This window comes from Colwellia sp. NW0002-52-1 (genome assembly GCF_057550865.1).
In genome coordinates this window covers 73,729-99,095 of record NZ_BAAJLU010000001.1, presented here as the reverse complement: position 1 = coordinate 99,095, position 25,367 = coordinate 73,729, and the positions used below count along the sequence as shown (strand labels likewise).

The following is a 25,367-nucleotide window of genomic DNA, read 5'->3' as shown; positions in this document are numbered from 1 at the left end:
CTAATAACCTTCTTTAATTTCGACTTTAGATATTTTATGCGGCTGATCACGGCAGTTTTACTACTTTTTCTCATACTTTTACAATACCGACTTTGGTTTGGTAAAAATAGTGTGCCTGATTATTTAGCATTAGAAGACGAAGTTGGCCGACAAGTTGTAAATAATAATAAGCTTAAACAAAGAAATAAATTATTGTATGCCGATACCGACGATTTAAAGTCTGGTACTGAAGCCATTGAAGAACGAGCTCGTCATGAACTAGGTATGATCAAACAAGGTGAAACTTTTTTCCGTGTAATACCTAATGATGATGCCGATGAAAAGGAACGATTGCGATAATGAGCGATTCTATAGGGCACTTTACCGTAGTTGTGCCCGCAGCAGGCGTTGGTAAGCGCATGCTTTCATCCTGTCCAAAACAATATTTAACTATTGAAAATACAACCATTTTAGAACATACCGTTCAGCGGTTACTGAGTCACCCAGCTATTGACCATGTTGTTATTGCCTTAGGTGAAAATGACGAATATCTTCCTACAACTTCATTAGCTAATAATCCTAATGTTACCAAGGTTATTGGTGGTAAAGAGCGTGTGGATTCAGTTCTTTCTGGATTAAAACACTTAAGTGCAATAAAAGAGCCTTGGGTTTTGGTTCATGATGCGGCAAGACCTTGCGTACGACATAGTGATTTAACTCAACTGATAACTTATTGTCTTGAAAATGATCATGGCGGCCTGTTAGCTTCACCAGTGCGTGACACCATGAAACAGGCTAATAATAAACAACGGGTGGCATCGACATTAGATCGCAGCCAAATGTGGCATGCACTAACACCTCAAATGTATAAAACAGCTGAATTAACCTCAGCGATCAATTCAGCACTAGCTAATGGTATTGATATCACCGATGAATCTTCAGCGATGGAAGCTCAAGGTTATGTTAGCGGCTTAGTGAAGGGAAGTAGTGATAATATAAAAATTACTCAGCCAGAAGATTTGCTTTTAGCCGAGTTCATACTAAATCAACAAAATAATAATTTAGCTGCAGAGGCAATATGCGAATAGGACATGGTTTCGACGTTCATAAATTTGGTGGTGTAGGCCCCTTAGTTTTAGGTGGTATTGAGATCCCTTATGAACATGGTTTTATCGCCCACTCTGATGGTGATGTTGCTATACATGCATTGTGTGATGCCATTTTAGGCGCATTATGTTTGGCTGACATAGGTAACCATTTTCCCGATACTGACGGTGAATATGAAAATATTTCTAGCCGAATTTTATTACGTCATGTCGTTGGCTTAATGCAAGAAAGAGGTTTTTGCTTGGGTAATGCCGATATTACCGTTTGTGCTCAAGCGCCTAAAATGGCGCCGCATCTTCTCGCTATGCGTGAATGTTTAGCGCAAGATTTACAAGCAGATATAGACCAAATTAATGTCAAAGCAACAACAACTGAAAAACTAGGTTATGTTGGTCGAAAAGAAGGTGTATCAGTGCATGCAGTAGTGCTATTGATGAAAGATGACAATAGCAGCAAAATAAAATCGCCAAGTAAAGCTGGGGTTAATCATGACGCCAAAGCACCTGAGCAAAGTGCAGCGCCTTTGCCTGATAACAGCATATCTGCTTTGCCTGAATTTTCATATTTATACGGTAAACCTAAATCTACTGGTTTATTAAGACAACACAGATCAGACTTTAAAGTATTTGAACAAATACCTTTTAAGCCCTGTGGTGAAGGCGAACATCTTTATATTCATATTCGAAAAACCGGTGCCAATACCGCATTTGTTGCTAAGCAATTAGCACAGTATTTCTCCGTTAAAGAGTCGTTAGTTTCTTATGCCGGCTTAAAAGATCGCTTTGCGGTAACCGAACAATGGTTCGGGGTGCATTTGCCGGGCAAACAAAACTATGACTTAAGTGATTTAAGCATTGAAGGTGTTGAGGTTTTATCATTTAAACGTCATAACAAAAAATTGCGTATTGGCGGCTTAGACGGCAATCGCTTTGAGATTACTTTACGCGACGTAACCGATATTGATGAACTGGTTAGACGTTGGCATGTAATAAGTAACTTTGGTGTACCCAATTACTTTGGCGAGCAACGTTTTGGTATTAATGGCGGTAATATTGAAAAGGCTATTGGGTTATTCTCTGGGCAAAAAGTTAAAGATAAGAAAAAGCGTGGTATGTATTTATCTGCGGCACGTTCGTTAATTTTTAATCAAATGCTCAGTCAGCGTATTGATGAACAAACATTCGACAACATATTCAATGGCGATGTTTTAATGTTAGCGGGCACGCAATCGGTATTTTTAGCCGATGTTAACGATGAAAGTTTAACAACACGTCTTAACGGGCATGATATTGATATTACCGCGCCAATGTGGGGCGCAGGTGAATTAATGACAACCGACCAAGCCCGTACTTTTGAACAACGTATTGCCGATTTACAACCTGCACTTTGCGAAGGCTTACCTCGCTTTGGTTTAAAACAAGAACGTCGCAGAATTCGTCTCAATATTAAAGAAACCGATATTACGGTAGATAACGATATAGTTACTTTGTCATTTTTCTTGCCTGCTGGCGCTTATGCCACCACCATCATGCGAGAGCTCATTGATTATACTGACCTAACAGAGCGTGTAGATATAAACACGAATAGAAACTCAACAGCGACCACTCAGGCTGAGCTTAATATTTCAGTCGATAACACGGAGTTGAAAACCTGAACATGAAAATATTATTAAGTAATGATGACGGTGTTCATGCCGACGGTATTAAAGTTTTGTATGATGAGCTTGCAAAATATTTTGATGTTACGGTTGTTGCTCCCGATAGAAACTGTAGCGGCGCTAGTAATTCATTAACTTTATTAAATCCCTTGCGCGCGCAAACATTAGAAAATGGCTTTATTTCTGTCAATGGCACGCCCACAGATGCCGTGCATTTAGGTGCAGCTCAATTAATGCAACCTCAACCAGATTTAGTTGTAGCGGGTATTAACCATGGTGCTAACTTAGGTGATGATACTATCTATTCAGGTACGGTTGCTGCGGCAACTGAAGGGCGTCATTTAGGTATGCCTGCAATAGCGGTTTCATTGGTATCTTCTGATCCTAAGCACTTTCAAACAGCAGCGGTGGTTACAGCAAGATTTATTGAACGCTTGAAGCTTCATCCGCTGCCGAGCGACCAAATTATTAATATTAATGTACCCGATATATCGCTTGCAGAACTCAAAGGTATTCAAGTAACTCGGTTAGGCAACCGCCATAAAGCAGAAACGATGAAAAAGGTGAAAGATCCTTGGCAACGTGATATTTACTGGTACGGCCCATTAGGACAAGAGCTTGATGCAGGTGCAGGTACTGATTTTCATGCTGTAGCTAATGGCTATGCCTCAATTACCCCGTTAACAATAGATATGACCGCTTATAAAAGCTTGGCAAAAATGACTGAATGGATTAATGAACTTTCAATATGAGACAAAGTAATATCAATACCAGAGTAGGCAGTAATATCAGTGGTAAATCGGGTCGTAGTGGCGAATTATTGGCTCAAAAATTACTGGTTGAGGGCATCAAAAATCAACAAGTATTAAAAGCGATAGCGAGTTCTCCTCGACATATATTTGTGCCCGAAATTTTAGCGCATAAAGCTTATGACAATACGGCGTTGCCTATTGGCCAAGGCCAAACTATTTCACAACCTTATATTGTGGCAAAAATGTCAGAGTTGTTACTTGCTGATGGTGTACCTGACAGTATTTTAGAGATTGGCACTGGCTCTGGCTACCAAACTTCAATATTGGCGCAATTAACCCCTAAAGTTTTTTCCGTTGAGCGTATAAAGTCATTGCAATGGCAAGCAAAGCGTCGGTTACGTACGATGGATTTACATAATGTTTCAATGAAACATGGCGATGGTTGGCAAGGTTGGCAAAGCAAAGCACCTTTTCAGGCTATCATAGTAACGGCTGCTCCTACAGAAGTACCTTCGGCATTATTAGAGCAACTTGCCGATGGTGGCCGTTTAATCATTCCCGTTGGCGAACAAAGCCAAGTTTTAAAGTTAATTACCCGTCACGGCGATGAATTTAAAGAACAGCAAATTGAAGCTGTTCGTTTTGTTCCACTTGTACCTGGCGCGTTAGGATAGTTTGTGAAAATATTTTCTGCATTATACGAATGGACACTTAAATGGGCTGAGCATCAATTTGCCCCAAGAATCTTAGCGACTTTAAGCTTTGCTGAGTCAGTTTTTTTTCCGATCCCTCCCGATGTATTACTAGCGCCTATGGTAATGGCGCAACGCGAAAAAGCTTGGCGTTTTGCAACCATTACCACTATTGCCTCAGTGCTGGGTGGTATAGTTGGCTATGGTTTAGGCTACTTAATGTTTGAACCTTGGATACAACCATTGATCACTGAATTTGGTTATCAAGCTCGATTCGATAAAGCTATGTTATGGTTTAGTGAGTGGGGAGTTTGGGTGGTGTTTATTGCCGGTTTCTCTCCAATCCCTTATAAATTGTTCACCGTAAGTGCTGGTTTTTTAAGTATGGCGTTTTTACCATTTTTAATTGCCTCCGCTGTTGGTCGTGGCATGCGATTTTTTATGGTAGCCGGTATCATTCGTTGGGGCGGTGCAGCGATGGAGAAAAAACTGAAACAGTGGGTTGATGTTTTAGGTTGGCTGGTTGTTATTGCCATTGTTGTTGCTTATATCGCAACACGCTAAAAGGTAACTTTATCATTATGACGAAATGGATGCAGGGTCACTCAATTAGCACTAATCATATATTGGTACTAATGCTGCTAATAGCCATTAATGGCTGTTCTACGCGCAGCAAACCTGCTCCTGTTGTTGATGTTCAAGGTTCGCTTCCTTTAAGCCAAAGATTGAAAAATAGCGTCACCGGAAGTGAATATATAGTCAAAAAAGGTGAAACTCTATATTCAATAGCATGGCGAGCAGATGTAGATATTCGCACCTTAGCTGCTATCAACAATATTAAAGCACCCTACAATATTTACCCGCAACAAAAACTACTTTTAGTTAAAAAAGCGACTAAACCTAGCGCTAATAACACTAACGGTAAAAGCCGCACATCATCAAAACAAAAAGTTATAACAAAACCTATTGCGCAGAAGAAAAAGCAGGCGTATGGTGGAAGTGTAGCTGAACGAAAAGTAAGCAAAAATGTTCAGCAACAAACCACTGTCTTTTCACAAAAAATACGTAATTGGCGGTGGCCTGCGAAAGGAAAGGTTATTCGTAATTTTTCCTCAGCAAAACAAGGAAATAAAGGAATCGACATTGCGGGGCGTCGCGGTGATTCGGTAAAAGCAACAGCAGACGGCAAAGTAGTATATGCCGGGGATGCGTTACAAGGATACGGCCAGTTAGTCATAGTTAAACATAACGAAGATTATCTCAGTGCTTATGCCCATAACGATCGTATTCTAGTGAAAGAGCAGCAAGTTGTAAAAGCCGGTCAAGTGATTGCTAAAATGGGTGATACTGACGCTGAAAGAGTCATGCTTCATTTTGAAGTTCGCTTTCGCGGAAAATCAGTAAATCCTATGAAGTATTTGCCGAAATAATAATAAGAATTTATAAAAAATAAATTGGAGCCAATGTGAGTAATTAGTCAGTAAATTTAGCTTAAGCTAAAAGGGAGATATAACATGGGTATAAAGAAACAACCAACATGTTCTGATGTTGCCGTTAAGGAAAAGCTAACCAGCACTAAGGTGGAAACGCCTGAAGAAGTGTCTTCTAGTCTGGATGCAACACAAATATATTTAAGTGAAATAGGATTTTCACCCCTACTAACCGCCGAAGAAGAAGTCTATTTTTCTCGCCTCGCCCTAAAAGGAGATGAACGTTCACGTAAACGTATGATTGAGAGCAATCTCCGTTTAGTTGTAAAAATTTCTCGCCGTTATAATAATCGTGGTTTACCCCTGTTAGATCTTATTGAAGAAGGCAACTTAGGCCTAATTCGCGCAGTTGAAAAGTTTGATCCAGAACGTGGATTTAGGTTTTCTACATATGCTACTTGGTGGATTCGTCAAACCATTGAACGCGCCATTATGAACCAAACCCGTACTATTCGTTTACCTATTCATGTGGTTAAAGAGCTTAATATTTATTTGCGCACTGCTCGTGAGCTTGTGCAAAAACTTGATCATGAACCTACTGCTGAAGATATTGCCCTAGAACTTGACGTTCCTATCGAAAGTGTTAGTAAAATGCTGCGTTTGAATGAGCGCATCGCCTCTGTTGACTCTCCCTTTGGTGGCGATGGTGAAAAAGTTTTATTAGATGTTATTCCTGACGAAAAAGCTGGCGGGCCAGAAACAAAGCTACAAAGCAACGATATTAAACACAGCATAGTAGATTGGTTGAATGAACTTAACTCTAAGCAACGTGAAGTATTAGCAAGGCGTTTTGGCTTATTAGGTTATGAAGCGGCAACCCTTGAAGATGTGGGTGTTGAAATTGGTTTAACTCGTGAACGTGTTCGCCAAATTCAAGTAGAAGCACTGAAGCGTTTACGGGATATTTTAAGCCAGCAAGACTTATCTATCGAAGCGTTATTTCAAGTATAAATTTACTCGCTTAGTTCAATTATGCTTTTAAATAAAAAACCAGCGATTGCTGGTTTTTTTAGGTCTATATTATGGTGTGCTTTAGCTTACTACCAAGTTGATTAATGAGTAGCTCATTTTTAAGGAGTAAAATGAATAATTACGGCCTTATAAAACTAACAAGTGGAATAACGACTGGCAAAATGTCATGTCTTATCATTATCCGCTTTTTCTCATGAAAAAGTAGAATGCTGATTTAATTAGCTTGGTATAACTTTTTGTTTTTACAGCAAACCTTTTAATTTATAGAGTAGGTCTAAAGCCATTTTAGGACTTAAATCATTCACATCGATTGTGCTTAATTGTTCAACAACAGGATGACTGCTATCCATTAAGTTTAATTGTTCAAATGCTTGTGGTTCGTTATTCATAACCGATGGAGCTTGCATGGTTTCAAGCTCTGCTAAACGTTGCTTTGCTCGTTGAATAACGCTTTTTGGCACCCCGGCAAGTTGTGCTACCTGTAACCCAAAACTTTTGCTGGCTGCGCCTTCTTGTACTGTATGCATAAAGACAATACTGTCTCCATGCTCAACCGCGTCTAAATGTACATTAGCTAGCGTTTCAATTTGATCCGCTAATAAAGTTAATTCAAAGTAATGACTTGCAAAAAGGGTGAAAGCTTTGGTTTTTATCGCTAACATTTCAGCACAAGCCCAAGCCAGTGATAAACCATCATAAGTGCTGGTGCCGCGACCAATTTCATCTAATAACACTAAACTTTTATTCGTAGCGTTATGTAAAATATTGGCGGTTTCTGTCATCTCCACCATAAAGGTTGAGCGCCCGCTGGCTAAATCATCAGACGCGCCAATACGGGTAAATATTCTATCGACCATACCAATGGTTGCAGCACTTGCCGGTACATAACACCCAATATGGGCAAGTAATACAATAAGGGCTGTTTGGCGCATATAAGTCGATTTACCGCCCATATTAGGGCCAGTAATAATCAACATTTCTCTGTTGTTATTTAGGACAACAGGATTTGCAATAAAAGGCTCTGTCGTCATTTGTTCAACTACAGCATGTCGACCAGCGTCAATATCAATGCCGCTTTCTTCTTGTAATATTGGCTTAACGTAGTTTAGCGTTTCAGCCCGCTCAGCAAAGGTATTAAGTACGTCTATTTCAGATAGAGATTGCGCCAGTAATTGCAGCTTTTCTAATTCAGGCATTATTTGGTCAAACAGTGCTTCATATAAGCGCTTCTCTAAAGCAAGAAACTTACTTTGAGCCGATAACACTTTTTCTTCATGCTGTTTTAATTCGTTAGTAATAAAACGTTCGTTGTTTTTCAACGTTTGTCGGCGAATATAATCATCAGGAACATCAATCGCCGAGCTGCGGCTCATTTCAATATAAAAGCCATGAACCTTATTGTAACCGACCTTTAAGGATTGAATACCTGTACGTTCTTTTTCTCTTGCTTCAAGTTGGGCTAAAAATTCTGTAGCGCCATCGCTTAAATCACGCAATACATCTAATTCTTCATTGTAGCCAGGAGCAATAACACCGCCATCTCGAATTAATACCGGAGGGTTTTCTACAATTGCACTTTCTAATAGCGCCTGAGTCGCAGGAATTGGCTGACACTGCTTAATTAACGTCGCTAAATGTACTTGTGAGCAGCTTGAGGTAAGTGTTTGTAGTTCAGGTAAATGCATTAGCGCATTTCGTAAACGTGCGAAGTCACGAGGACGAGCCGATCTTAAGGCTATTCGTGCAACGATACGTTCAATATCACCAAATTGTTTTAAGTTAGTATTAAGCTCAAAAGATAAGTCTTGCTGTAAGATATTTTCAATCGCACTTTGACGGTTGTTTAGCGCAACAAGATCACGCAACGGAAAGTGCAACCATCGTTTAAGTAGCCTTGAACCCATAGGTGTAGCGGCTTTATCTAAAATCGAAGCTAAAGTATTTTCATTACCACCTTGGAGGTTTTGTGTTAACTCTAAGTTTCGACGAGTAGCAGCATCAAGAATAACGGCACTTGATGCGCTTTCACCAATAATAGATCTTATATGAGGTAACGGAATACGCTGACTATCTTTTACATATTGAAATAAACAACCTGCTGCCGCGATGCCTAAAGGTTTGTCTTCAACACCAAAGCCTGACAAAGACTGAGTGCCAAATTGTTTATTCAGTAGGGTTTTACTGGTTTCTAGATCAAATTCCCAATCGGGGCGACGGCGAAGTCCTTTTCGGCCAGCAACAATATTATTGGCAGCTAAGGATTCAGGGTAGAGTAACTCTGCCGGCGATAAACGTTGCAGCTCAGCTTGAACTTGTTCTTCAGTTCTAGGTTCTACTAAAACAAAACGACCACTGGTCATATCTAAATAAGCAAGACCAAAGCCTTGTGATGTTTGATGAATAGCCACAATTAAATTATCTTGTCGATCACTCAGTAAAGCTTCATCGCTAACAGTACCTGGCGTAACTACTCGAACCACTTTTCGCTCTACCGGACCTTTACTGGTTGCTGGATCACCAATTTGTTCGCAAATAGCAACAGATTCGCCTAATTTAACTAACTTAGCTAAATAACCATCAACCGCATGATACGGCACCCCCGCCATTGGTATTGCATTTCCACCGGTTTTTCCACGCGCAGTTAATGAAATATCGAGTAAATCAGCTGCTTTTTTAGCGTCATCAAAAAACAATTCATAAAAATCGCCCATACGATAAAAAATTAAAATATTAGGAAATTCGGCTTTAATTGTCAGGTACTGACGCATCATAGGAGTGTGTTTGGAGAGTTCTGATTCAGTCATTTTATATGTTTTTATCTGTTGAGTTATACACTAAAGCTTTGTATTTAATGTTGATATATTTATTCTCCTTATTCAGATTTTACAAGGTGAATAAGGACTAGCCATTTATCTAAGCTGTGAGTCTAGACAAAATAAAGCGCTAATATTTGATAAAAATGGAAATTTAATATCAAGTATAAAGCTTAAGGTAAGTAATGTAATTATTGAAAATGATACTAACAGAAAATTATATTAAGTGCTCCCTGTAAACAGCTTTAAGTAAGGACAGGTCGTAAATAATTAATTGATAAACATGGCAGTGGAGCTATCGGTTTTATTTAGATTTAATGTTTTCGTTTCAAGTTGTTTGATCGAATAATATAGAACTAAGTGGTTAAAGCAACAGACAAGATTTTAAGTAAATAAACGTGTTTTATTTCGATATTATGCTGAAAAAAATTGGCAGCATTTTAGGGGGTAAACGCAGAGATGTTGTTACTAAAAAAGAATATAATCAGCAACAGCTACTTTGGGTATTCGTAGCTTTTGCTGATTATTACGTTAACGATTAACTACTTATTCGTTAGGGTAAACAATTTAAAGCGGCCATTGAATTGATAGTTTTCACCGTTATGTGAAAAGCTGTTTAATTGCTTTGCTTTGATACTTTCAGCTGAATTAAAGGCTAATACATAGTGTTGGTTACCAACAAGGCTAATTTCAATTACGTCAATATTGTTAACTTTCTTATGCGTTAGCTGTTCAATTGAACTGACCGCTGAAATCGTAAACTCTTTTGATGGATTATATTCACCATGAGGTTCTAACACGCTAACAAAAGTATGGTTTTTAGCATGAGTTTTACGGTTGATAAAAGCATTTTCATTACGCAAGTTAAATAGCGGATCGTTAGCGCCAATTTGAGTAAACATGATAGTTGAATCACCATCCATAACCGCTGAACTAGTATAGAATCGGCCATTATCGTTTAGCCAAGTAATCTGAGATAAACCTGCTTTGGGTTGTGCTTGTGCTTTTAACCATAAATGTTGATAACCATTTTCTTTACCAAGAACAGGTAAACTTGTCAGCTGCGTGTCTAACGCAAAATCAGTGCTAATTAAGTGACCTTTATAGTGAACAGGTAAATCATATTGATGTGCTGCTTTTGATTTTATATCAAATACATCAACCACTAGCGATTGTTCTAAGCCAGATTTATGCTTTAACGGCAGCTTAATTAACGCCATTGTGCGCTTTAACTCTACACCTTCGTAAGCAGTATCAATGGTTGCTGAGCTCATTATAACGTGGTCATTTTTTTCAAAAAACAATAACTCAGGATGATTAGCATTACCCACTTTAACATTGGTGTTAAAGTGTGATCTTTCATCAACCACTACGGTATTGTGAGCAACCGTTTGCTTTGCCCACGTTTGGTTCTCAGGTAAGTATCTACCACCAAATTTAGCTTCAACATTTAAAAATCTTGCAGCACCGTAGTCTGATACTATTTCAGCGCCTTTATCGTAAAACTGCCAAGTAAGTTTATCAAAATGGCCATGTCCTAAACCTTGTCCTGTAGGCTTAAATAAAACGGCTTGTTCACCAGCAACGTTTTGGCGCATAACTACCAAAGCACCTTGCTTACCGTCGTTACCATCACCAAACGCTTCAGATTTAAACAGATAAGGTTTTTCAAGCTGTTGGTCTAATGCCTGTGCCACTTTTAAGCCATCGCCGGTTAATATAATTTCATTTTGCTGTTTAGCAATATCTAGGAAGCCGGCATCATTTGTTAAACCATAAGCAATGGCAACACCGTTAACTAATTCAATCGTATCAATACCTTTGCTTTTAATCGCGTCATTAATAGGGAAAAATAACTTGTTGTAGCTTAGCTGAATGGTGGTATCTATCGCTTTTAATAAAATGCCATCACGGTATTCAAAAATTTTACGTTCAGGCTGGTTAGCTTGAATTGCTTTAGCGAAAGTAACGAAAGGCATTAACGCATAACGTTGATAATAAGGACCTTCGTTGTAATAACCTTGTGGTGAAAATAACTCGTCTAGTTGTTTTAAAAAGCCACCTTCGCCTGATAGTTCGAGATCATAAAGCGCTTGTTCTACCCATTCTTGCTCACCTAGTACATAACCTGTCATACCAACGGCTGCGGTTGCCCATGTACCGTGATTATGCACTTTGTTAAAGGTTTGAGGTGACTCTACAGATAAAAATTTAGCCATAGGGCGAAATAAACCTGTTTCGATTTTATCCTTTTCTGCGGTATTTAACGAAGGTAAAACCAAGTCGTAAGCTTGGCTAGTATAAACCAACCACATTGCTTCATTTAAGCTTTGCCAGAATAGTTTGCCAGGGCTTTGTTTACCCATTTTTCTTTTCGGGTGAAGGGGTAATGTAGGATAAAGCTCAGCATAAACAAGTAGCATGTCACGAACATAGTTAGCATATTTTTCGTCTTGGGTTAGTTGATAAATAATGCCAGCATTGTACATTAACTTGTAATTTTTTTTATGACGTTCATGAGTATAACCACCGCCGCCATCTTTTGGCTGTGGTACAGTGATGGTTTGTGTTATTTGTTCATCAACCGAAGCTTTACTGGTAAGAAATGTGCTTTTGAATTGGCCCTCACTTTGTATTGCAGCGCGCATATTTTTAACGTCAGCACCTGTTATCACTAAATTAGGGCTAGTTTTTGCCATCGCTAGTTGAGTGTTAGCCATAAACGCTAAAAACACCATGGTGATAGTGGTTAGCCATTTTTTTGGTGCCAATAAGACAGTGAATGAGGTTTGATTTAATTGTTTCATAAATACCCGTTCTTCAAATTAAAATTACTAATTGCTTAAAGTACAATCAAAGCTACTTTTTAAGCAGACAATTTATCTACAATGTTGCTAATGTTTTTGATATCGCCAAGACGTAACGCGGTTAAACTGTTAGCTAATTGGGTTTTAAGTTGTGTGTTACTTCTAAATGTTTGATCAAAAATTGACTCAATACTTAAAAAAGCTTCAACAACTTCGATTACGTCATTACTTTTTAATTGAGGCATGTTGGCCAATGTACTTGCGATGGGATCAACTATCTCGCTAGCTGACTTTAGCGCTTGGCAAATAAATTCAAACCAGCAAGCTAATGACAAAGCAAGTAATGTTGTTGATCGACCTAGGCGCAAGTTATCTTCGATGGTTGGTAATATTCTCATTTGTATTTTTTGTGAACCATCGAAGGCTATTTGAGCTAATAAGTGACGAATGTTAGGGTTTAAAAAGCGTTGGATAATATCTTTGCTATAAAGCTCTTCATTTAATTCTTTTGGTGGATTAAAAGAGCCAATAATTTCTTCTGAAGCAAGTTTGCTAATAAACTGATAAAAGCCTTTGTCACTGGTAACGTCAAATACTGTCTCGAAGCCAGCTAGAGATCCTGCATAGGCTAACGTTGAGTGTAGGCAGTTCAGCAATCTTAACTTTGCTTTTTCAAACCCTTCAACATCGTCGGTAAATATAACTCCAACAGCTGCCCAGTTTGGACGCTCACCTTGCCAGTTATTTTCAATAACCCATTGGGTAAACTCTTCTCTTTGAATCGGCCAATTGTCTTGCATACCTACGGCTTTAGATACCGACTCTATAGTGTAATCTTCGGTTTTAGGTGTAATGCTATCCACCATGGCATTTGGAAAGGCAACATTGTTTTCTATCCAGCTTTTAAGGTTTGCATCAAGTTGATTTGCGTAATCTAAAACTGCACGGCGTAACTTGTCACCATTTCCTGAAACGTTGTCACAACTGAGCACATTAAAGGCACTAATACCGTTTAATTGACGAGTTTTGAGCGCTTCAACAATAAAGCCAATCGCGCTAGTAGGAGCGCTTGGGTTTGCTAAATCAAGTTTAATATCGTTATGGTTTAAATCTAAAGAACCATCTGCGGCTAAGCAATAGCCTTTTTCGGTAATTGTTAAGGTAACAAGTTTTGTAGTAGCTGCAGACATACGCGTAATTACTTCGTGTGTTTGCTCGCTTGCAACGAGTAGTTCCTTTACGGCACCGATCACTTGATAACTAATATTTTTATCTAAAATTGCCAGAGTATATAAATTGTTTTGCTCGGCTAAAACGTCTCGTGCGGTTGCACTACGAAGTGAAACGCCACAAATACCCCAGTTGCCGCCAGATAAATTTAGTGCATTTTCAGTATAAACCGCTTGATGAGCACGATGAAAAGCACCAGGACCAAGATGAACAATACCAATTTCAGTATTTTCTCTGTCGTATTGCGGAACAGAAACCTCTGTTTTACTGGCAACTTGAGATAAATTTAATTGATTTAACGCTAAGTTCATATCGTTCTCTTGTTTGTATTGCTTTAAGCGATTAGGTGTTAGTTAGTTATAACTGCCACTTTAATGAACAACATATTTATCTAATTTGCAGAAGCTTTGTTCATCATATAAATATTAACTTCATTTATAATAAACGAAAAGTAATCGGCCTTACCAGTTTATTTTTGTGTTATTTGTAACTCGTTATTCTGCATAGCAGGGTTGTGTAATTATCTTTATAAATTACAATGTTTTAGGTTTTTGTTTTATGTTTTTATTTGGACTTACCAATGTAGGGCGTTGAAATACAGCCAATCTTAATCAAGTAAAAAGACAAGTAAGTTGTTATCAATAAGCTTTTATCCTGCAAGCTAAACCAAATATTGCATTATAAATGCGAGAATTTTACTTAGCAGGCCTGCTTAAATAGCTAACAGTAATATGCGATGACGTATATAAAACTGACATTATATTCTGTATTATAATTTATCTTTCTAAAACTGGTCATCTACATTCCTATATTGGTCAGTTAGGTGCATTAAATGCAAGTGAATATAATTTTATGAAGTCATCGCCAGCAAAAGGCCCGCGTTTATATCAACAAGTGGCTGAGAAACTCGTTACTCTCATTGAGACTGAACAATATACGGTTGGTATGCGGTTACCTGCTGAACGTGATTTAGCGGCAATGTTTACTGTTAGCCGACCCACTATTCGTGAAGCGGTTATAGCACTTGAGTTAGAAGGTTATGTTGAAGTGCGTATGGGCTCTGGTGTCTACATTATCGAAAGTAACAAAAGAAAAAGCCGCTTTTCAGATAAAGATGTTGGCCCCTTTGAACTAACTGAAGCTAGAGCATTATTTGAAGGTGAAGCAGCTGCACTTGCTGCTACTATGATAACAGATGAACAATTAGCCCAGCTTGCACAAACGCTTGACGAGATGGCAAGTGAAAACAAGCGTGACTTAGATAGTCATGAAGCTGCTGACAAAAGATTTCACATGATTATTGCAACAGCGACTAACAATAGTGCTATAAGTACTGTTATTGAAGGGCTGTGGGATGAGCGAGACAGTTCAGCATTAACCAAGCGCATGTATCAAACTGTGCGAGAGAGTGGTGTTAAACCTTCTGTTGATGAACACAGAGCAATATATGAAGCTCTAAAATCACGTGATGCTAAAGCGGCTCGAACTTTAATGCGCGAACATTTAATGCGAGTTATCGATGGTATTTTACAAGCGACAGAGGTTGAAGCTGTAGAGGCGGCTCGAAAACAAGTGATTAAAAGCCGAGAAAGATTGAGTAAAACAAGGGGGCTTATTTAAACGCATTAGCAAATCTAAGCTGAAATCTAAACATATACTCCGCTTCTTTACTTCAATTAATCAGCATCGTTAGATAAAAACTAGCGGTGTTAAGTTCCTACTTAAGAAAAACCAAACTGATCAAAGTCAAAGCTCCATGCCTCAACGCTAATCGTTTTAATTCCCAATAGTGCAATTAGCTAATTACTATTGATAAAAAAAGCCATCAACCAGTACAGAGACTCGTTAATGGCTTATTTAGACTGGCTTGCTTTAACGTTATAAAACAACAAACGTTAGCGCTATACTCCTAAACTTGGCGCTGATATTAAACAATACAGCGCCATTTTTTTTCGTTTAGAATCTGTAGCTAGCACCAAAAGTAATACGACGGTCAGTAATACCTTGAGCACAAAGCATAGCGCCTTCATTAACACAAGATTGTGTAATGTCTGACTCTGTTAAGTTAACAGCTTCAAGACCAAGGTTTAAGTTTTCATTCACGTCATAGCTAATACTCGCGTTAAGCTGACCTCTGTCGTGTGTAACAACAGGGAAACCTAATGTAGAGTTCAAGCTAGCACCAGCAGCAGTATCTTCTGTGCGGAACGCTTCACGCCATGTGTAACGTAATCTAGCAGAAAGACCATACTTTTCGTAGTAAACAGCAACGTTGTAAGCATTTTCTGAAAAGTCTAATAGACCTCGGTCAGATGTTACATCAACAAATTGTGCACTATCATAAACGCCGTTAATTGCGTTAAAGATATCGGTACCACGTGTTGCAGAAGTGTAGAAAGCCGAACCACCGCTATATTCTTGAATTGTGTAGTTAGCAACAATACCAAAACCAGATGCCCAACCTAAGTCTTCTTCAAAGCTTGAAAGGTCATACTGAACCGCCATCTCAATACCTTTTTGCGTAGTGGTTGCTGAATCATTTAATTTAGTTTCAACATCAACACACAAACCAGTAGTGTTTGGATCGCCTATCGCGTTTGGCTGAACAGCTGGGTTATAAATACCACCACCGGCACAAGTAGGACCTGCTTCACGCCAGCCATTTGCTTGAATAATCGCACTTTCTAATTTAGTCACAAATAAGTTAGAACGCTCTTTATTGAAATAACCGATACTTACCACAGCAGCTTCAGCAAAATACCATTCAGCTGAAAGGTCAAATGATGTTACTTCTTCAGGCTCTAAAGCGGCATTACCGATCTCTACTGATTGGTTTTCGTTAGTACCGAATGATACTGAAGTATTTAAATCACCAAAGTTAGGGCGAAGAATGTCTTTACCCCAACCTAAACGAAGTACTACGTCATCATGAACATCGGCAACTAAGTTTAAACGAGGTAGCGTGTAGCTATAATCACCTTCATTTGACGTAGGAATTACATCGCCATTAACAACACTGTTAGCACGTGACTCAATATCGGTAGAGATATAACGTACACCAATGTTACCGCGGATCATTTCATATTCGAAGTTTGCTTGCGCATATAAAGCATGCGTTTTTTCTTCAATACTAAATGCTGCTGTATCTGAAGGAGTTAAATTAGAAACATCGACAGGTATATAGTTACCATCTTTATCAAGGAAAGTAACGCCTAATGCTTCTTGCTCAGCTCGATGCGCTAACAAAGCTGCTTCTAACGTAGATATAACAAGACTGGGGTCATTAAACGCTAAATCAGGATTTACGATTAGGAAATTTCTAAGCGCTAATTCTCTGCCGTCAGCATCACCAAAGTGACTTGGGCCTGCTACAAGTAGATCGGAAAATAAAGAGCCATTCGGGCTATCAATCATTTTACTGAAACCACCAATGCGGTCTGTTATCTTAACTGAATCATGCTTGGTTATGTTATAGCGGTAACCAACGTCAACAGATGTAACAATACTATCATCTACATAATAAGTAGAGTCGATACGAAAAGCGTCTTCAGAGTTTTCTGTTGTGCTACGGCTAATATCTACTTGGTCAAGTACGACATTATTAGGATCTAACAAATTAGCAACCGTTGGTGCAAATGGTGAAGCAAAGTCGATACCAAAAGCTAATGAACCACCCGTTAAGTCATAAATAAATGGCACACTGTTATCGTTACTTGAACCATCGAGTGGTGTTAATGGGTTAGGGTTAATAAAGTTTAACTGGGTATTTAAAGATGGTGTTTCAGTATCAGAGCTTGCCGTTGAAAGCTCAGCGCTGATAAATAGGTTATCACCTTGCCATTCACCGCCTAGTCTAAATACTTGTGTATCTGTTACACGTGCACCGGTATCACTGTTAAAACGTAGGTTTGGATCATCATCATCTTCTGAGTTTATTGGCTGAATTGTGCCTCGAGATGCTGCTTGAATGCTGCCTAAGTCAACACCATCAAGTGAACCAAAGTCAATCGTTTCAAACTGACTAGGTAAAGTGTAGTTAAGTACACTACTTACACCTGATGCTTGAACACGTGTACTTTCTTGACGACGCTCTTGATCAGTAATAATAGCATCGAAGAAGAACTTCATGTTATCGTTAGGAGCGAATTCAAAAGTGGTTGCAACGTTAGTTGTTTCATATTCGAAATTTTCTAATTCTTGGTTTAAGAATTGGATACCAAGAAAGTCATAATCTTGTGCAACTGGTCTGTCTGCAGCTTGATCTTCAACTACAGCAACACCATTACTGTTGTAACGAGTAACATCAGCATTTCTATTTTCAACAAGACTACCGTCGCGGTCAACACGAGGGCGGAATGACGTGGCTTCTTGTTTAGTGTAACTACCACTAATGACAAAACCAAATTTACCTGAATCAAGCTCCCAGTTATCACCGTAAGCACCAGATATTCTTGGTTGAACGCCATCAGTTGTTAAACTACTGTCTTCACCTTGTACACGAATAGAGCCTAATGTTTCTGATAACTCTAGTGGACGAATTGTACGTAAGTTTACTGTACCACCAACCGAGCCTTCAGTCGTTTTAGCTTCAGGGGATTTTGTTATTTCAACACCAGCAATAATCGCGGCAGAAAGATCTTCAAAATTCATTCCGCTACGACCAGCACCTGAGCCTACCGTTGATGCACCGTTAATTTCAACGCGGTTAGAGTTACTACCACGAATTTGAACACCGGTACCAATACCTGCTGTTCTTGTAATTTGAATACCGGTTACGTTCTCAAGAACCTCTGCAAGGTTTTGGTCAGGTAATTTACCAATATCAGTTGCCATAATAATTTCGACAAGGTTAGCTGTATCACGTTTTTCTGCAAGCGCGCTTGTCAGTGAACTACGCATGCCGGTCACTTGAATTACTTCAACTGATTTTTTAGCTTGTGCTTCAGCTTCTGTTTCTTGTGCAGCAACTGATGCTGCAAAAGTCAGCGAGGTAGCTGAAAGAACCGCTAAAGTTATTTTAGATAATTGTTGTCTCATAGATTTCCCCTGTGTAGTTTTTTTGAAAATTATTTTTGCAAACATCTCAAAAGCCACATCTTTAGTTAATTAAAGTCGTCCCCTAGAATTGCAAACTCCCTGAAAGTAAAAATATCAAGTACTCAAAAAGAATTAGCATAGATAGTTACAATAAAAGCAGCAAAGGTCAATCTTTTGGTTATACAAAAAAGTTAAAAAATTAACTGTTTGGACTTACCAGTTGGCAGGTTTATTATTACCGCTTGGTTATTTTGTTATTTTAGGTTTTTTTAAGTTATTGTATTTATGTGTTTTGTTTGGTTGCTGTTGACCTTTTTCAAATAAGGCATGTGTTTTTGTAAGTTATCTATTTATTCCATTGTTATACTAATTGTTATTTTCCATATATTTTATTGGTCTAAAAAACAATCGAATTTGGTGTTTTGTTTAACCAGCAACATAAATTGGTTGACCAAGTGGGTATATATCAATAGTCTTGGGTAAATAATTATTGAACAGCATGAAACGCTTCTTTCGAGGCTTTAGCTTTGATGACTGTAAGTCGTATGTTGAGTTCGATGTGATGATATATATGGTGTGCTATTTAATTATTTATATAGATATGCTCATTCATTTAATTGCGAAATGGCTCAATAAATAATACTTAACTTATAAAAACCTAAGATGGGCTTTTTTAAGCTGACTAGGTGTTATGAATAAATATGTTCTGATGTGTCAATAAATATCCCGTCAGTATTTATCAGTAACTACAAGGTAATGGGCTTGCATGAAATTTAATGCCTTAATGAATATGCCCTTTAATTCACTCTAACTTTAGGTAAAGACTCAACATGAATAATATGAAAACTTTTTTTAAGTCGTTATTGCCGGGAATATTTTTGTTCGGTTTTACTGTTGGCACTGGCAGTGTTACCGCTATGGCTAAAGCAGGTGCAGATTATGGTATGTCATTGTTGTGGACCATTTTTATCTCTTGTGCAATTACTTACTTTTTAATTAACTTATTTGGCAAGTTTACTTTAGTAACCGGTTTAACAGCATTGCAGTCTTTTAAAAAGCACATTCATCCTGGCGTTGCTATATTTTTTATTGTTGCACTTACCACGCAAATTTGCGGTAGCGTTATTGGTGTAATGGGAATACTAGCCGATGTTTGCTATGAGTGGTCAAAGAGCTTTATTGATGGTGGTATTTCAGCCGTGTATTTCGCATTATTCTTTATTGCCTTTGTTTATATTATTTTCTTGATTGGTAAGACAGAGGTATTTGAAAAAGTATTGGCGATTTTTGTCGCTATAATGTCCGTCTGTTTTTTAATAAACTTTGTAATTTTAATGCCGCCTGCAATTGAAATATTAAATGGTATGGTACCAAACGTTCCTGACACGGGAGCAGATAAAAGTTCTTTTTTAGTTATTGCATCAATGGTTGGTACGACTGTGTTTTCTGGCTTGTTTATATTAAGAACCATCTTAGTGAAAGAAGCGGGCTGGACGATGGCTGACTTAAAAACTCAAAATAGGGATGCTTTGTTTTCTGCCTTTCTTATGTTTATTGTAAGTACGTCAATCATGGCAGCAGCGGCAGGTTCATTATTTGTAAAAGGCATAACGTTAACCAACGTAACACAAATGATTTATTTATTAGAGCCTTTAGCAGGCGCAGCTGCCGTGGCCATATTTACAATAGGCCTTATAGCCGCTGGCGTATCATCTCAGTTTCCTAATGTGGCATTATTACCTTGGTTATTAGATGACTTTCATCAACGTAAACCTAATTTAAAGCGTACGAGTTATCGTGTTATTGCCTTAGTTATTTCTTGCTTAGGTTTAATTGTGCCTATTTTTAGTGTTAAGCCGATTGCCGTTATGGTGAGTTCTCAGGCTTTTGGCGCTTTATTATTACCTGCAACTGTGGGATGTATTTTTTATATTGGTAATAAGAGCTCACTGATGGGAATGTATAAATTTTCAACGGTAACCAACATTATACTTTCGCTGATATTCGTTTTTGCCATCGTTATGAGTTATATGAGTTTCAACGGTATTATGTCTACGTTACAAGCACTTTAGTATGTGAAACGGGCTCGCCATTCAGTGTTCGCCCTTTTAAATGAAATCTTCAGTACTTGTTTTATCGACATATTCAAATGCCCGACAAGTGCTTTCTGTAAAAATTTAAGTGGAATATAAACAATGAATAAAATTATTAAATTTAATGCGAATCGTGTTTGGCGTACTTACCAAGGTGGTAAACTACTTGATTCGATTGAAGGTAAAGAGTCACCACAAGACACAAGTTTTCCAGAAGACTGGATAGGTTCAACCGTTGAAGCACGTAATGTGGGGCGTGAACATATCTCAGAAGGCTTAGCTATGGTCGATAATGAAGCAGGGCAGCCAGTGCCATTTCGTGATTTATTACAAGAAAACCAAGCTTACTTTTTAGGGTGTCATGGCGATTCTATGCGCACATTAGATGATATTCCGCTGGTTAAATATCTTGATAGCTCTACACGTTTGCATTTTCAAGCCCACCCAACACGAGAGTTTGCGCAAGAGCGATTAGGTATGCCGCGTGGTAAAACTGAAGCTTATGTTATTCTGCAAACCCGAGAAGATATCGCTGATCCCTATATATATGCAGGTTTTCAGCGTTCGCCAAGTCGCGAGCAATTAAAAACCTGGATAGAAACGCAAGATATAGCTTCAATAGAAAGTTGTTTTGATCGCATATCTGTTAAGCCAGGTGATGTGTTTTTATTACCTGGAGGACGTCCTCACGCATTAGGCGAGGGGATACTTATGCTAGAAATTATGGAGCCTTCTGATCTTGCTGTAAGGTTTGAATTTGAACGCTGTGGTTATGTTATACCAGAGCAAGCAAGATTTATGGGCAGGGATATTGAAACCGCATTAGACGTCTTTAATTTCGAGCCCGTTCCGCCTGAAAAAATAGATGCAGAGTTTCGTTGCATACCTAAAGTGCTAATTTCAGACGAGCATGATAATAGTCTTGAAGAGCTTATAGGTGCTGAGGATACAACATGTTTTACTGTTAAACGTGCATCAGTTTCAAAAAGCTTTAAGCGCAATGAGCATGAATTTTTCTATGGTATTGTGACCGAGGGCTCAGGCACATTCATTATTAACGGCGAGGTTACCGAGCTTAAACGCTGGGACCGTTTCTTCTGCCCTGCAGGCGTTTCTGAGTTCGAATATCAAAGTGATTCAGGTATGTCTGTTCTCGAATGTTACCCTGGAAATAGCTAAGCGTACTTACTCAATAATATCAGTGTATGTGCGAACCATTAGCGAATATTTTTATTAATTTATTCGTTAATGGTTTAAAACAGGGATATTGTGTGCTGTAAACTTAGGAGTAACATTGCTTTTCCTATTTAACTTTCAGAGTATCATTTTCGTTATCTAAGCAAGCGCCGCTTACTGTAAACCTATTCGCCCATCTAAATTTAATTTAACCTAATATTCAACAATCTAGATTCATACTAAGTTTTCAGCAGTATTAAACTGCTTGAAAATACTCGATCTATTTTTATCGACAACCGCAATATATACTTTACCAATTGTAATTTAAATTGGACTTACCAATATGTAGTGTGTAACATCTTAAAATACTGGTGGTGATTAGTATGTAGTGGGTTTGAGTTGCTTTATTGGTCTGGCCTGTTGGGTTGTGCTACAAAAGTAATGAGTTGCAGTTTAGATTTAATTGGCGGTTTAAGTGTTTCATTTAATTTGGTTACTTAAATTACAAAGAAGCATATTTGCCACCTTAAATTTACTTAAGTCTTGCTAAGTTCTGTATAAAGTTTTAGTGCAACATGTACGGGAAAGCTAGCTTTATAGCGAACTAAACAATTAGCGTTAGACACTTACTTAAGTGTCTTAAATAAATAAGAAATTATCATGAATAATGATGTGGAGATAAAATAATGCGTGAAGCTTGGCGATGGTTTGGTCCTAATGATCCTGTGTCAATTAATGATGTCAGGCAAACTGGTGCTACAGATATTGTTAGCGCTTTGCATGCTATTCCAACTGGGGAAGTATGGCCGTTAGATCAAATTCAGGCCCATAAAGCGTTAGTTGAACAAGGTAACAATGAGCAATCTGAGCTAATTTGGTCTGTTGTTGAAAGTATACCTGTGCATGAAGATATTAAGTTAGGTCGCGACAACAGTCAGCGCTACGTTGATGCTTGGATAGCTTCAATGGAAAACTTAGCTCAATGTGGTATTAAAACTATATGCTATAACTTTATGCCGGTTATCGACTGGACTCGCACCGATTTAAAGTTTCAACTGCCCAATGGTGGTTATGCACTAAGGTTTGATCAACAAAAGTTTGCCGCCTTTGATTTATATATATTAAAACGAGAAAATGCAGAATCCGATTACTCAGCTGAAGAGTTAGAGCAAGCCAAAGCGGTTTACATGGCTATGTCTGAAGATGAAAAAACACTGTTAACTAATAATATTATTGCTGGTTTGCCAGGTAAAATGACAGACGCATACAACATCGATAATTTTAGAAGTATGTTGGCGAACTATAAAGATATTACAAAAGATATTTTAAGAAAAAACTTGTTCGCTTTTTTATCACAGGTGTTACCAAAAGCGGAGCAGTTAGGGGTTAAATTAGCCATACACCCTGATGATCCACCAAGAGATATGTTAGGCCTACCTCGCATAATTTGTACATCAGAAGATTTAGATATCTTATTCTCTGAGCTGCCAAGTCCTGCAAACGGAATCACCTTATGTGCCGGTACTTATGGGAGTCGTCCAGATAACAATCTTCCTGTAATGGCTAAGCAATATGGTGCGCGTATTCATTTTGCTCATTTGCGTGGCGTTAGTAGAGACAAAAATGAACAACGCTCGTTTTATGAAGCTGAGCATTTATCTAGCGACGTTGATATGGTGGGAATAATTTCAGCATTATTGAGTGAAGAAAAGTCACGTGCTGACAATAAAAATAGTGCGCCGATATTTATTAGACCTGATCATGGACATCAAATACTAGATGACATTAACAAACCCGGTAACCCAGGTTACTCGTGCATTGGTCGCTTAAAAGGCCTAGCCGAAATTAGAGGTGTTATTAAGGCACTTAGCCAAGTAAGTTAATAATAGTATTAGTGATATAAAAAACTGAAACTGAAACTGAAACCAAAGCAATTTTGCTTTGGTTTTTTTGTATGTCGTACATAGAAAACTCGCTTGATTTGAATCTACTCATACCAAACTCAATGTCCAAGCAAAATTAGCTATAAAAGGTTTAATAAAATAAACACCTTTTATATAAATTGACAAAATCTCTCCACGATTATAAATCATGTACTGTAAACTACAGTAAAAAATACATTAGTAACTTTTTAAACTGAAATTGACAAAAGTTACTAATGTTAAATAAGTTATTTTATATCAGTAAGATAAAAGTACCGGTTATTAAGTTTTTTATTGATAAAAAAATAAATCAATAAAAAACTTGATACTGTACGACTATACAGTATACTTTGCTCAATTAAACGAATTAAGCACCTAAATTATTTTGGAGCAACAAATGAACGATAACAAAGAAAAAGCATTATCAGCTGCCTTAGGCCAAATCGAACGTCAATTTGGTAAAGGTTCAATTATGAAGTTAGGTGATAATCGCAGCATGGACGTTGAAACAATTTCAACGGGTTCATTAGGATTAGATATTGCACTAGGTGCTGGTGGTTTACCGCTTGGACGTGTTGTTGAAATTTACGGTCCAGAATCAAGTGGTAAAACAACATTAACACTTGAAGTTATTGCTGAAGCACAACGTAATGGAAAAATTTGTGCCTTTGTTGATGCTGAGCATGCACTTGACCCAATCTATGCTGAAAAGTTAGGTGTTAATATTAACGAGTTATTAGTGTCTCAACCTGATACGGGTGAGCAAGCGCTTGAAATTTGTGACATGTTAACGCGCTCTGGTGCAATTGATATTATCGTAGTTGACTCGGTAGCTGCTTTAACACCAAAAGCTGAGATTGAAGGTGACATGGGTGATTCACACATGGGCTTGCAAGCTCGTATGCTTTCACAAGCTATGCGTAAACTTACCGGTAATTTGAAACAGTCAAATACCATGATTATCTTCATTAACCAAATTCGTATGAAAATTGGTGTTATGTTTGGTAGCCCTGAAACAACAACAGGTGGTAATGCATTAAAATTCTATGCTTCGGTTCGTTTAGACATTCGCCGTATAGGTGCTGTTAAAAATGGTGACGAAATCGTTGGTAACGAAACACGTGTTAAAGTAGTTAAAAACAAAATTGCACCACCGTTTAAGCAAGTTGAGTTTCAAATTTTATACGGTGAAGGTATTAACAGCTTAGGTGAATTAGTAGACTTAGGTGTTAAAAACGAAATGGTTGAAAAAGCCGGTGCTTGGTACAGCTATAAAGGTGACAAAATTGGTCAAGGTAAAGCAAACGCAGCCAAATACCTGAAAGAAAACCCTGAAGTAGCGAAAGAAATTGATACTCGCTTGCGTGAGTTATTATTACCAAAAACTAAACCTGCAGAAGCTGATGAGAAGGCTGCTGCCGTAGCAAAATAAAAGTTAAGTTACGTTACGTTAGAGAAAAAAGCCACTATATAAGTGGCTTTTTTTACGCATAGTGTTTAGTGATTATTATATGGAGTTAAGAAAATGTGGGTGCTTATTACACATACATAAGCTTACCTATGTACACACTTTATATAGGTACATGCCTCAAAGAGTGAATAAAGAGTAGCAACTGAATAAATAAAAATTTTTATAACTA

18 protein-coding genes and 1 pseudogene are annotated in these 25,367 nt (G+C 38.0%); 15 read left to right on the top strand and 4 right to left on the bottom strand.

The genetic code is table 11. The features are described 5' to 3' along the window. Positions 1–36 precede the first annotated feature (36 nt). The 9 genes and pseudogenes from ftsB (at position 37) to rpoS (ending at position 6,628) form a co-directional block, all read left to right on the top strand. Entirely contained in the window at positions 37–339 is a 303-nt protein-coding gene (gene ftsB, locus AC27H3_RS00375) for a cell division protein FtsB (protein ID WP_487102872.1), read from the top strand. Beyond that, positions 339–1,067 carry a 2-C-methyl-D-erythritol 4-phosphate cytidylyltransferase gene (gene ispD, locus AC27H3_RS00370; RefSeq protein WP_487102871.1) on the top strand — a complete coding sequence of 243 codons (729 nt, stop codon included), beginning with the start codon at positions 339–341 and terminating at the stop codon, positions 1,065–1,067. The genes ftsB and ispD overlap by 1 nt, the downstream gene beginning before the upstream one ends. Continuing rightward, positions 1,058–1,522 (top strand): annotated as a pseudogene (ispF, locus tag AC27H3_RS00365) (2-C-methyl-D-erythritol 2,4-cyclodiphosphate synthase); the annotation flags it as partial. The gene ispD and the pseudogene ispF, both read left to right, overlap by 10 nt. Beyond that, positions 1,520–2,740 (top strand): tRNA pseudouridine(13) synthase TruD, encoded by a 1,221-nt coding sequence (truD, locus tag AC27H3_RS00360; RefSeq protein ID WP_487103519.1) that lies wholly within the window; start codon positions 1,520–1,522, stop codon positions 2,738–2,740. The pseudogene ispF and the gene truD, both read left to right, overlap by 3 nt. 2 nt (positions 2,741–2,742) lie before the next feature. After that, entirely contained in the window at positions 2,743–3,495 is a 753-nt protein-coding gene (surE, locus tag AC27H3_RS00355; protein ID WP_487102870.1) for a 5'/3'-nucleotidase SurE, read from the top strand. Then, positions 3,492–4,169 (top strand): protein-L-isoaspartate(D-aspartate) O-methyltransferase, encoded by a 678-nt coding sequence (locus AC27H3_RS00350; protein ID WP_487102869.1) that lies wholly within the window; start codon positions 3,492–3,494, stop codon positions 4,167–4,169. The genes surE and AC27H3_RS00350 overlap by 4 nt, the downstream gene beginning before the upstream one ends. Before the next feature lie 3 nt (positions 4,170–4,172). Further along, positions 4,173–4,751, top strand: a complete 579-nt coding sequence (locus AC27H3_RS00345) for a YqaA family protein (protein WP_487102868.1) — start codon at positions 4,173–4,175, stop codon at positions 4,749–4,751. Positions 4,752–4,768: 17 nt separating this feature from the next. Next, the gene (locus tag AC27H3_RS00340) at positions 4,769–5,617 is read left to right on the top strand and encodes a peptidoglycan DD-metalloendopeptidase family protein (protein ID WP_487102867.1); all 849 of its coding nucleotides are present in this window, start codon (positions 4,769–4,771) and stop codon (positions 5,615–5,617) included. A gap of 84 nt (positions 5,618–5,701) precedes the next feature. Then, positions 5,702–6,628 (top strand): RNA polymerase sigma factor RpoS, encoded by a 927-nt coding sequence (rpoS, locus tag AC27H3_RS00335; protein WP_487102866.1) that lies wholly within the window; start codon positions 5,702–5,704, stop codon positions 6,626–6,628. Positions 6,629–6,891: 263 nt separating this feature from the next. Here rpoS and mutS read toward each other — a convergent pair whose 3' ends face one another. After that, positions 6,892–9,453 carry a DNA mismatch repair protein MutS gene (mutS, locus tag AC27H3_RS00330; RefSeq protein ID WP_487102865.1) on the bottom strand — a complete coding sequence of 854 codons (2,562 nt, stop codon included), beginning with the start codon at positions 9,451–9,453 and terminating at the stop codon, positions 6,892–6,894. Between the two features lie 407 nt (positions 9,454–9,860). Between mutS and AC27H3_RS00325 the strand changes: the two genes are divergently transcribed. After that, on the top strand, positions 9,861–10,004 hold the full coding sequence (locus tag AC27H3_RS00325; protein ID WP_487102864.1) for a hypothetical protein: 144 nt from the start codon (positions 9,861–9,863) through the stop codon (positions 10,002–10,004). Here AC27H3_RS00325 and AC27H3_RS00320 read toward each other — a convergent pair whose 3' ends face one another. Both AC27H3_RS00320 and AC27H3_RS00315 read right to left on the bottom strand, forming a co-directional pair. After that, positions 10,005–12,200: a heparinase II/III domain-containing protein gene (locus tag AC27H3_RS00320; RefSeq protein WP_487103517.1), complete on the bottom strand. Its 2,196-nt coding sequence runs from the start codon at positions 12,198–12,200 to the stop codon at positions 10,005–10,007. 128 nt (positions 12,201–12,328) lie between these two features. Beyond that, positions 12,329–13,810 (bottom strand): mannitol dehydrogenase family protein, encoded by a 1,482-nt coding sequence (locus AC27H3_RS00315; protein ID WP_487102863.1) that lies wholly within the window; start codon positions 13,808–13,810, stop codon positions 12,329–12,331. A 541-nt stretch (positions 13,811–14,351) separates the two neighbouring features. Between AC27H3_RS00315 and AC27H3_RS00310 the strand changes: the two genes are divergently transcribed. Next, entirely contained in the window at positions 14,352–15,119 is a 768-nt protein-coding gene (locus tag AC27H3_RS00310; RefSeq protein ID WP_085304289.1) for a FadR/GntR family transcriptional regulator, read from the top strand. A 336-nt stretch (positions 15,120–15,455) separates the two neighbouring features. Here AC27H3_RS00310 and AC27H3_RS00305 read toward each other — a convergent pair whose 3' ends face one another. Further along, on the bottom strand, positions 15,456–18,536 hold the full coding sequence (locus AC27H3_RS00305; RefSeq protein ID WP_487102862.1) for a TonB-dependent receptor: 3,081 nt from the start codon (positions 18,534–18,536) through the stop codon (positions 15,456–15,458). Between the two features lie 830 nt (positions 18,537–19,366). Between AC27H3_RS00305 and AC27H3_RS00300 the strand changes: the two genes are divergently transcribed. The 4 genes from AC27H3_RS00300 (at position 19,367) to recA (ending at position 25,159) form a co-directional block, all read left to right on the top strand. Next, a complete protein-coding gene (locus tag AC27H3_RS00300; RefSeq protein ID WP_487102861.1) occupies positions 19,367–20,608 on the top strand; it encodes an Nramp family divalent metal transporter in 1,242 nt (413 codons plus the stop codon). A 123-nt stretch (positions 20,609–20,731) separates the two neighbouring features. Next, complete coding sequence (locus AC27H3_RS00295) at positions 20,732–21,808, top strand: class I mannose-6-phosphate isomerase (protein ID WP_487102860.1); 1,077 nt, start codon at positions 20,732–20,734, stop codon at positions 21,806–21,808. Between the two features lie 683 nt (positions 21,809–22,491). Continuing rightward, positions 22,492–23,688, top strand: coding sequence for a mannonate dehydratase (uxuA, locus tag AC27H3_RS00290; protein ID WP_487102859.1), 1,197 nt, complete (start codon positions 22,492–22,494; stop codon positions 23,686–23,688). A 436-nt stretch (positions 23,689–24,124) separates the two neighbouring features. Further along, entirely contained in the window at positions 24,125–25,159 is a 1,035-nt protein-coding gene (gene recA / locus AC27H3_RS00285; protein ID WP_487102858.1) for a recombinase RecA, read from the top strand. Positions 25,160–25,367 lie beyond the last annotated feature (208 nt).

Excerpts from the sequence above, each read along its gene's own strand:
- ftsB (WP_487102872.1), top strand. The coding sequence starts at position 37 with ATGCGGCTGATCACGGCAGTTTTACTACTTTTTCTCATACTTTTACAA.
- ispD (WP_487102871.1), top strand. The coding sequence starts at position 339 with ATGAGCGATTCTATAGGGCACTTTACCGTAGTTGTGCCCGCAGCAGGC.
- truD (WP_487103519.1), top strand. The coding sequence starts at position 1,520 with ATGAAAGATGACAATAGCAGCAAAATAAAATCGCCAAGTAAAGCTGGG.
- surE (WP_487102870.1), top strand. The coding sequence starts at position 2,743 with ATGAAAATATTATTAAGTAATGATGACGGTGTTCATGCCGACGGTATT.
- AC27H3_RS00350 (WP_487102869.1), top strand. The coding sequence starts at position 3,492 with ATGAGACAAAGTAATATCAATACCAGAGTAGGCAGTAATATCAGTGGT.
- AC27H3_RS00340 (WP_487102867.1), top strand. The coding sequence starts at position 4,769 with ATGACGAAATGGATGCAGGGTCACTCAATTAGCACTAATCATATATTG.
- rpoS (WP_487102866.1), top strand. The coding sequence starts at position 5,702 with ATGGGTATAAAGAAACAACCAACATGTTCTGATGTTGCCGTTAAGGAA.
- mutS (WP_487102865.1), bottom strand. The coding sequence starts at position 9,453 with ATGACTGAATCAGAACTCTCCAAACACACTCCTATGATGCGTCAGTAC.
- AC27H3_RS00320 (WP_487103517.1), bottom strand. The coding sequence starts at position 12,200 with ATGGTGTTTTTAGCGTTTATGGCTAACACTCAACTAGCGATGGCAAAA.
- AC27H3_RS00315 (WP_487102863.1), bottom strand. The coding sequence starts at position 13,810 with ATGAACTTAGCGTTAAATCAATTAAATTTATCTCAAGTTGCCAGTAAA.
- AC27H3_RS00310 (WP_085304289.1), top strand. The coding sequence starts at position 14,352 with ATGAAGTCATCGCCAGCAAAAGGCCCGCGTTTATATCAACAAGTGGCT.
- AC27H3_RS00305 (WP_487102862.1), bottom strand. The coding sequence starts at position 18,536 with ATGAGACAACAATTATCTAAAATAACTTTAGCGGTTCTTTCAGCTACC.
- AC27H3_RS00300 (WP_487102861.1), top strand. The coding sequence starts at position 19,367 with ATGAATAATATGAAAACTTTTTTTAAGTCGTTATTGCCGGGAATATTT.
- AC27H3_RS00295 (WP_487102860.1), top strand. The coding sequence starts at position 20,732 with ATGAATAAAATTATTAAATTTAATGCGAATCGTGTTTGGCGTACTTAC.
- uxuA (WP_487102859.1), top strand. The coding sequence starts at position 22,492 with ATGCGTGAAGCTTGGCGATGGTTTGGTCCTAATGATCCTGTGTCAATT.
- recA (WP_487102858.1), top strand. The coding sequence starts at position 24,125 with ATGAACGATAACAAAGAAAAAGCATTATCAGCTGCCTTAGGCCAAATC.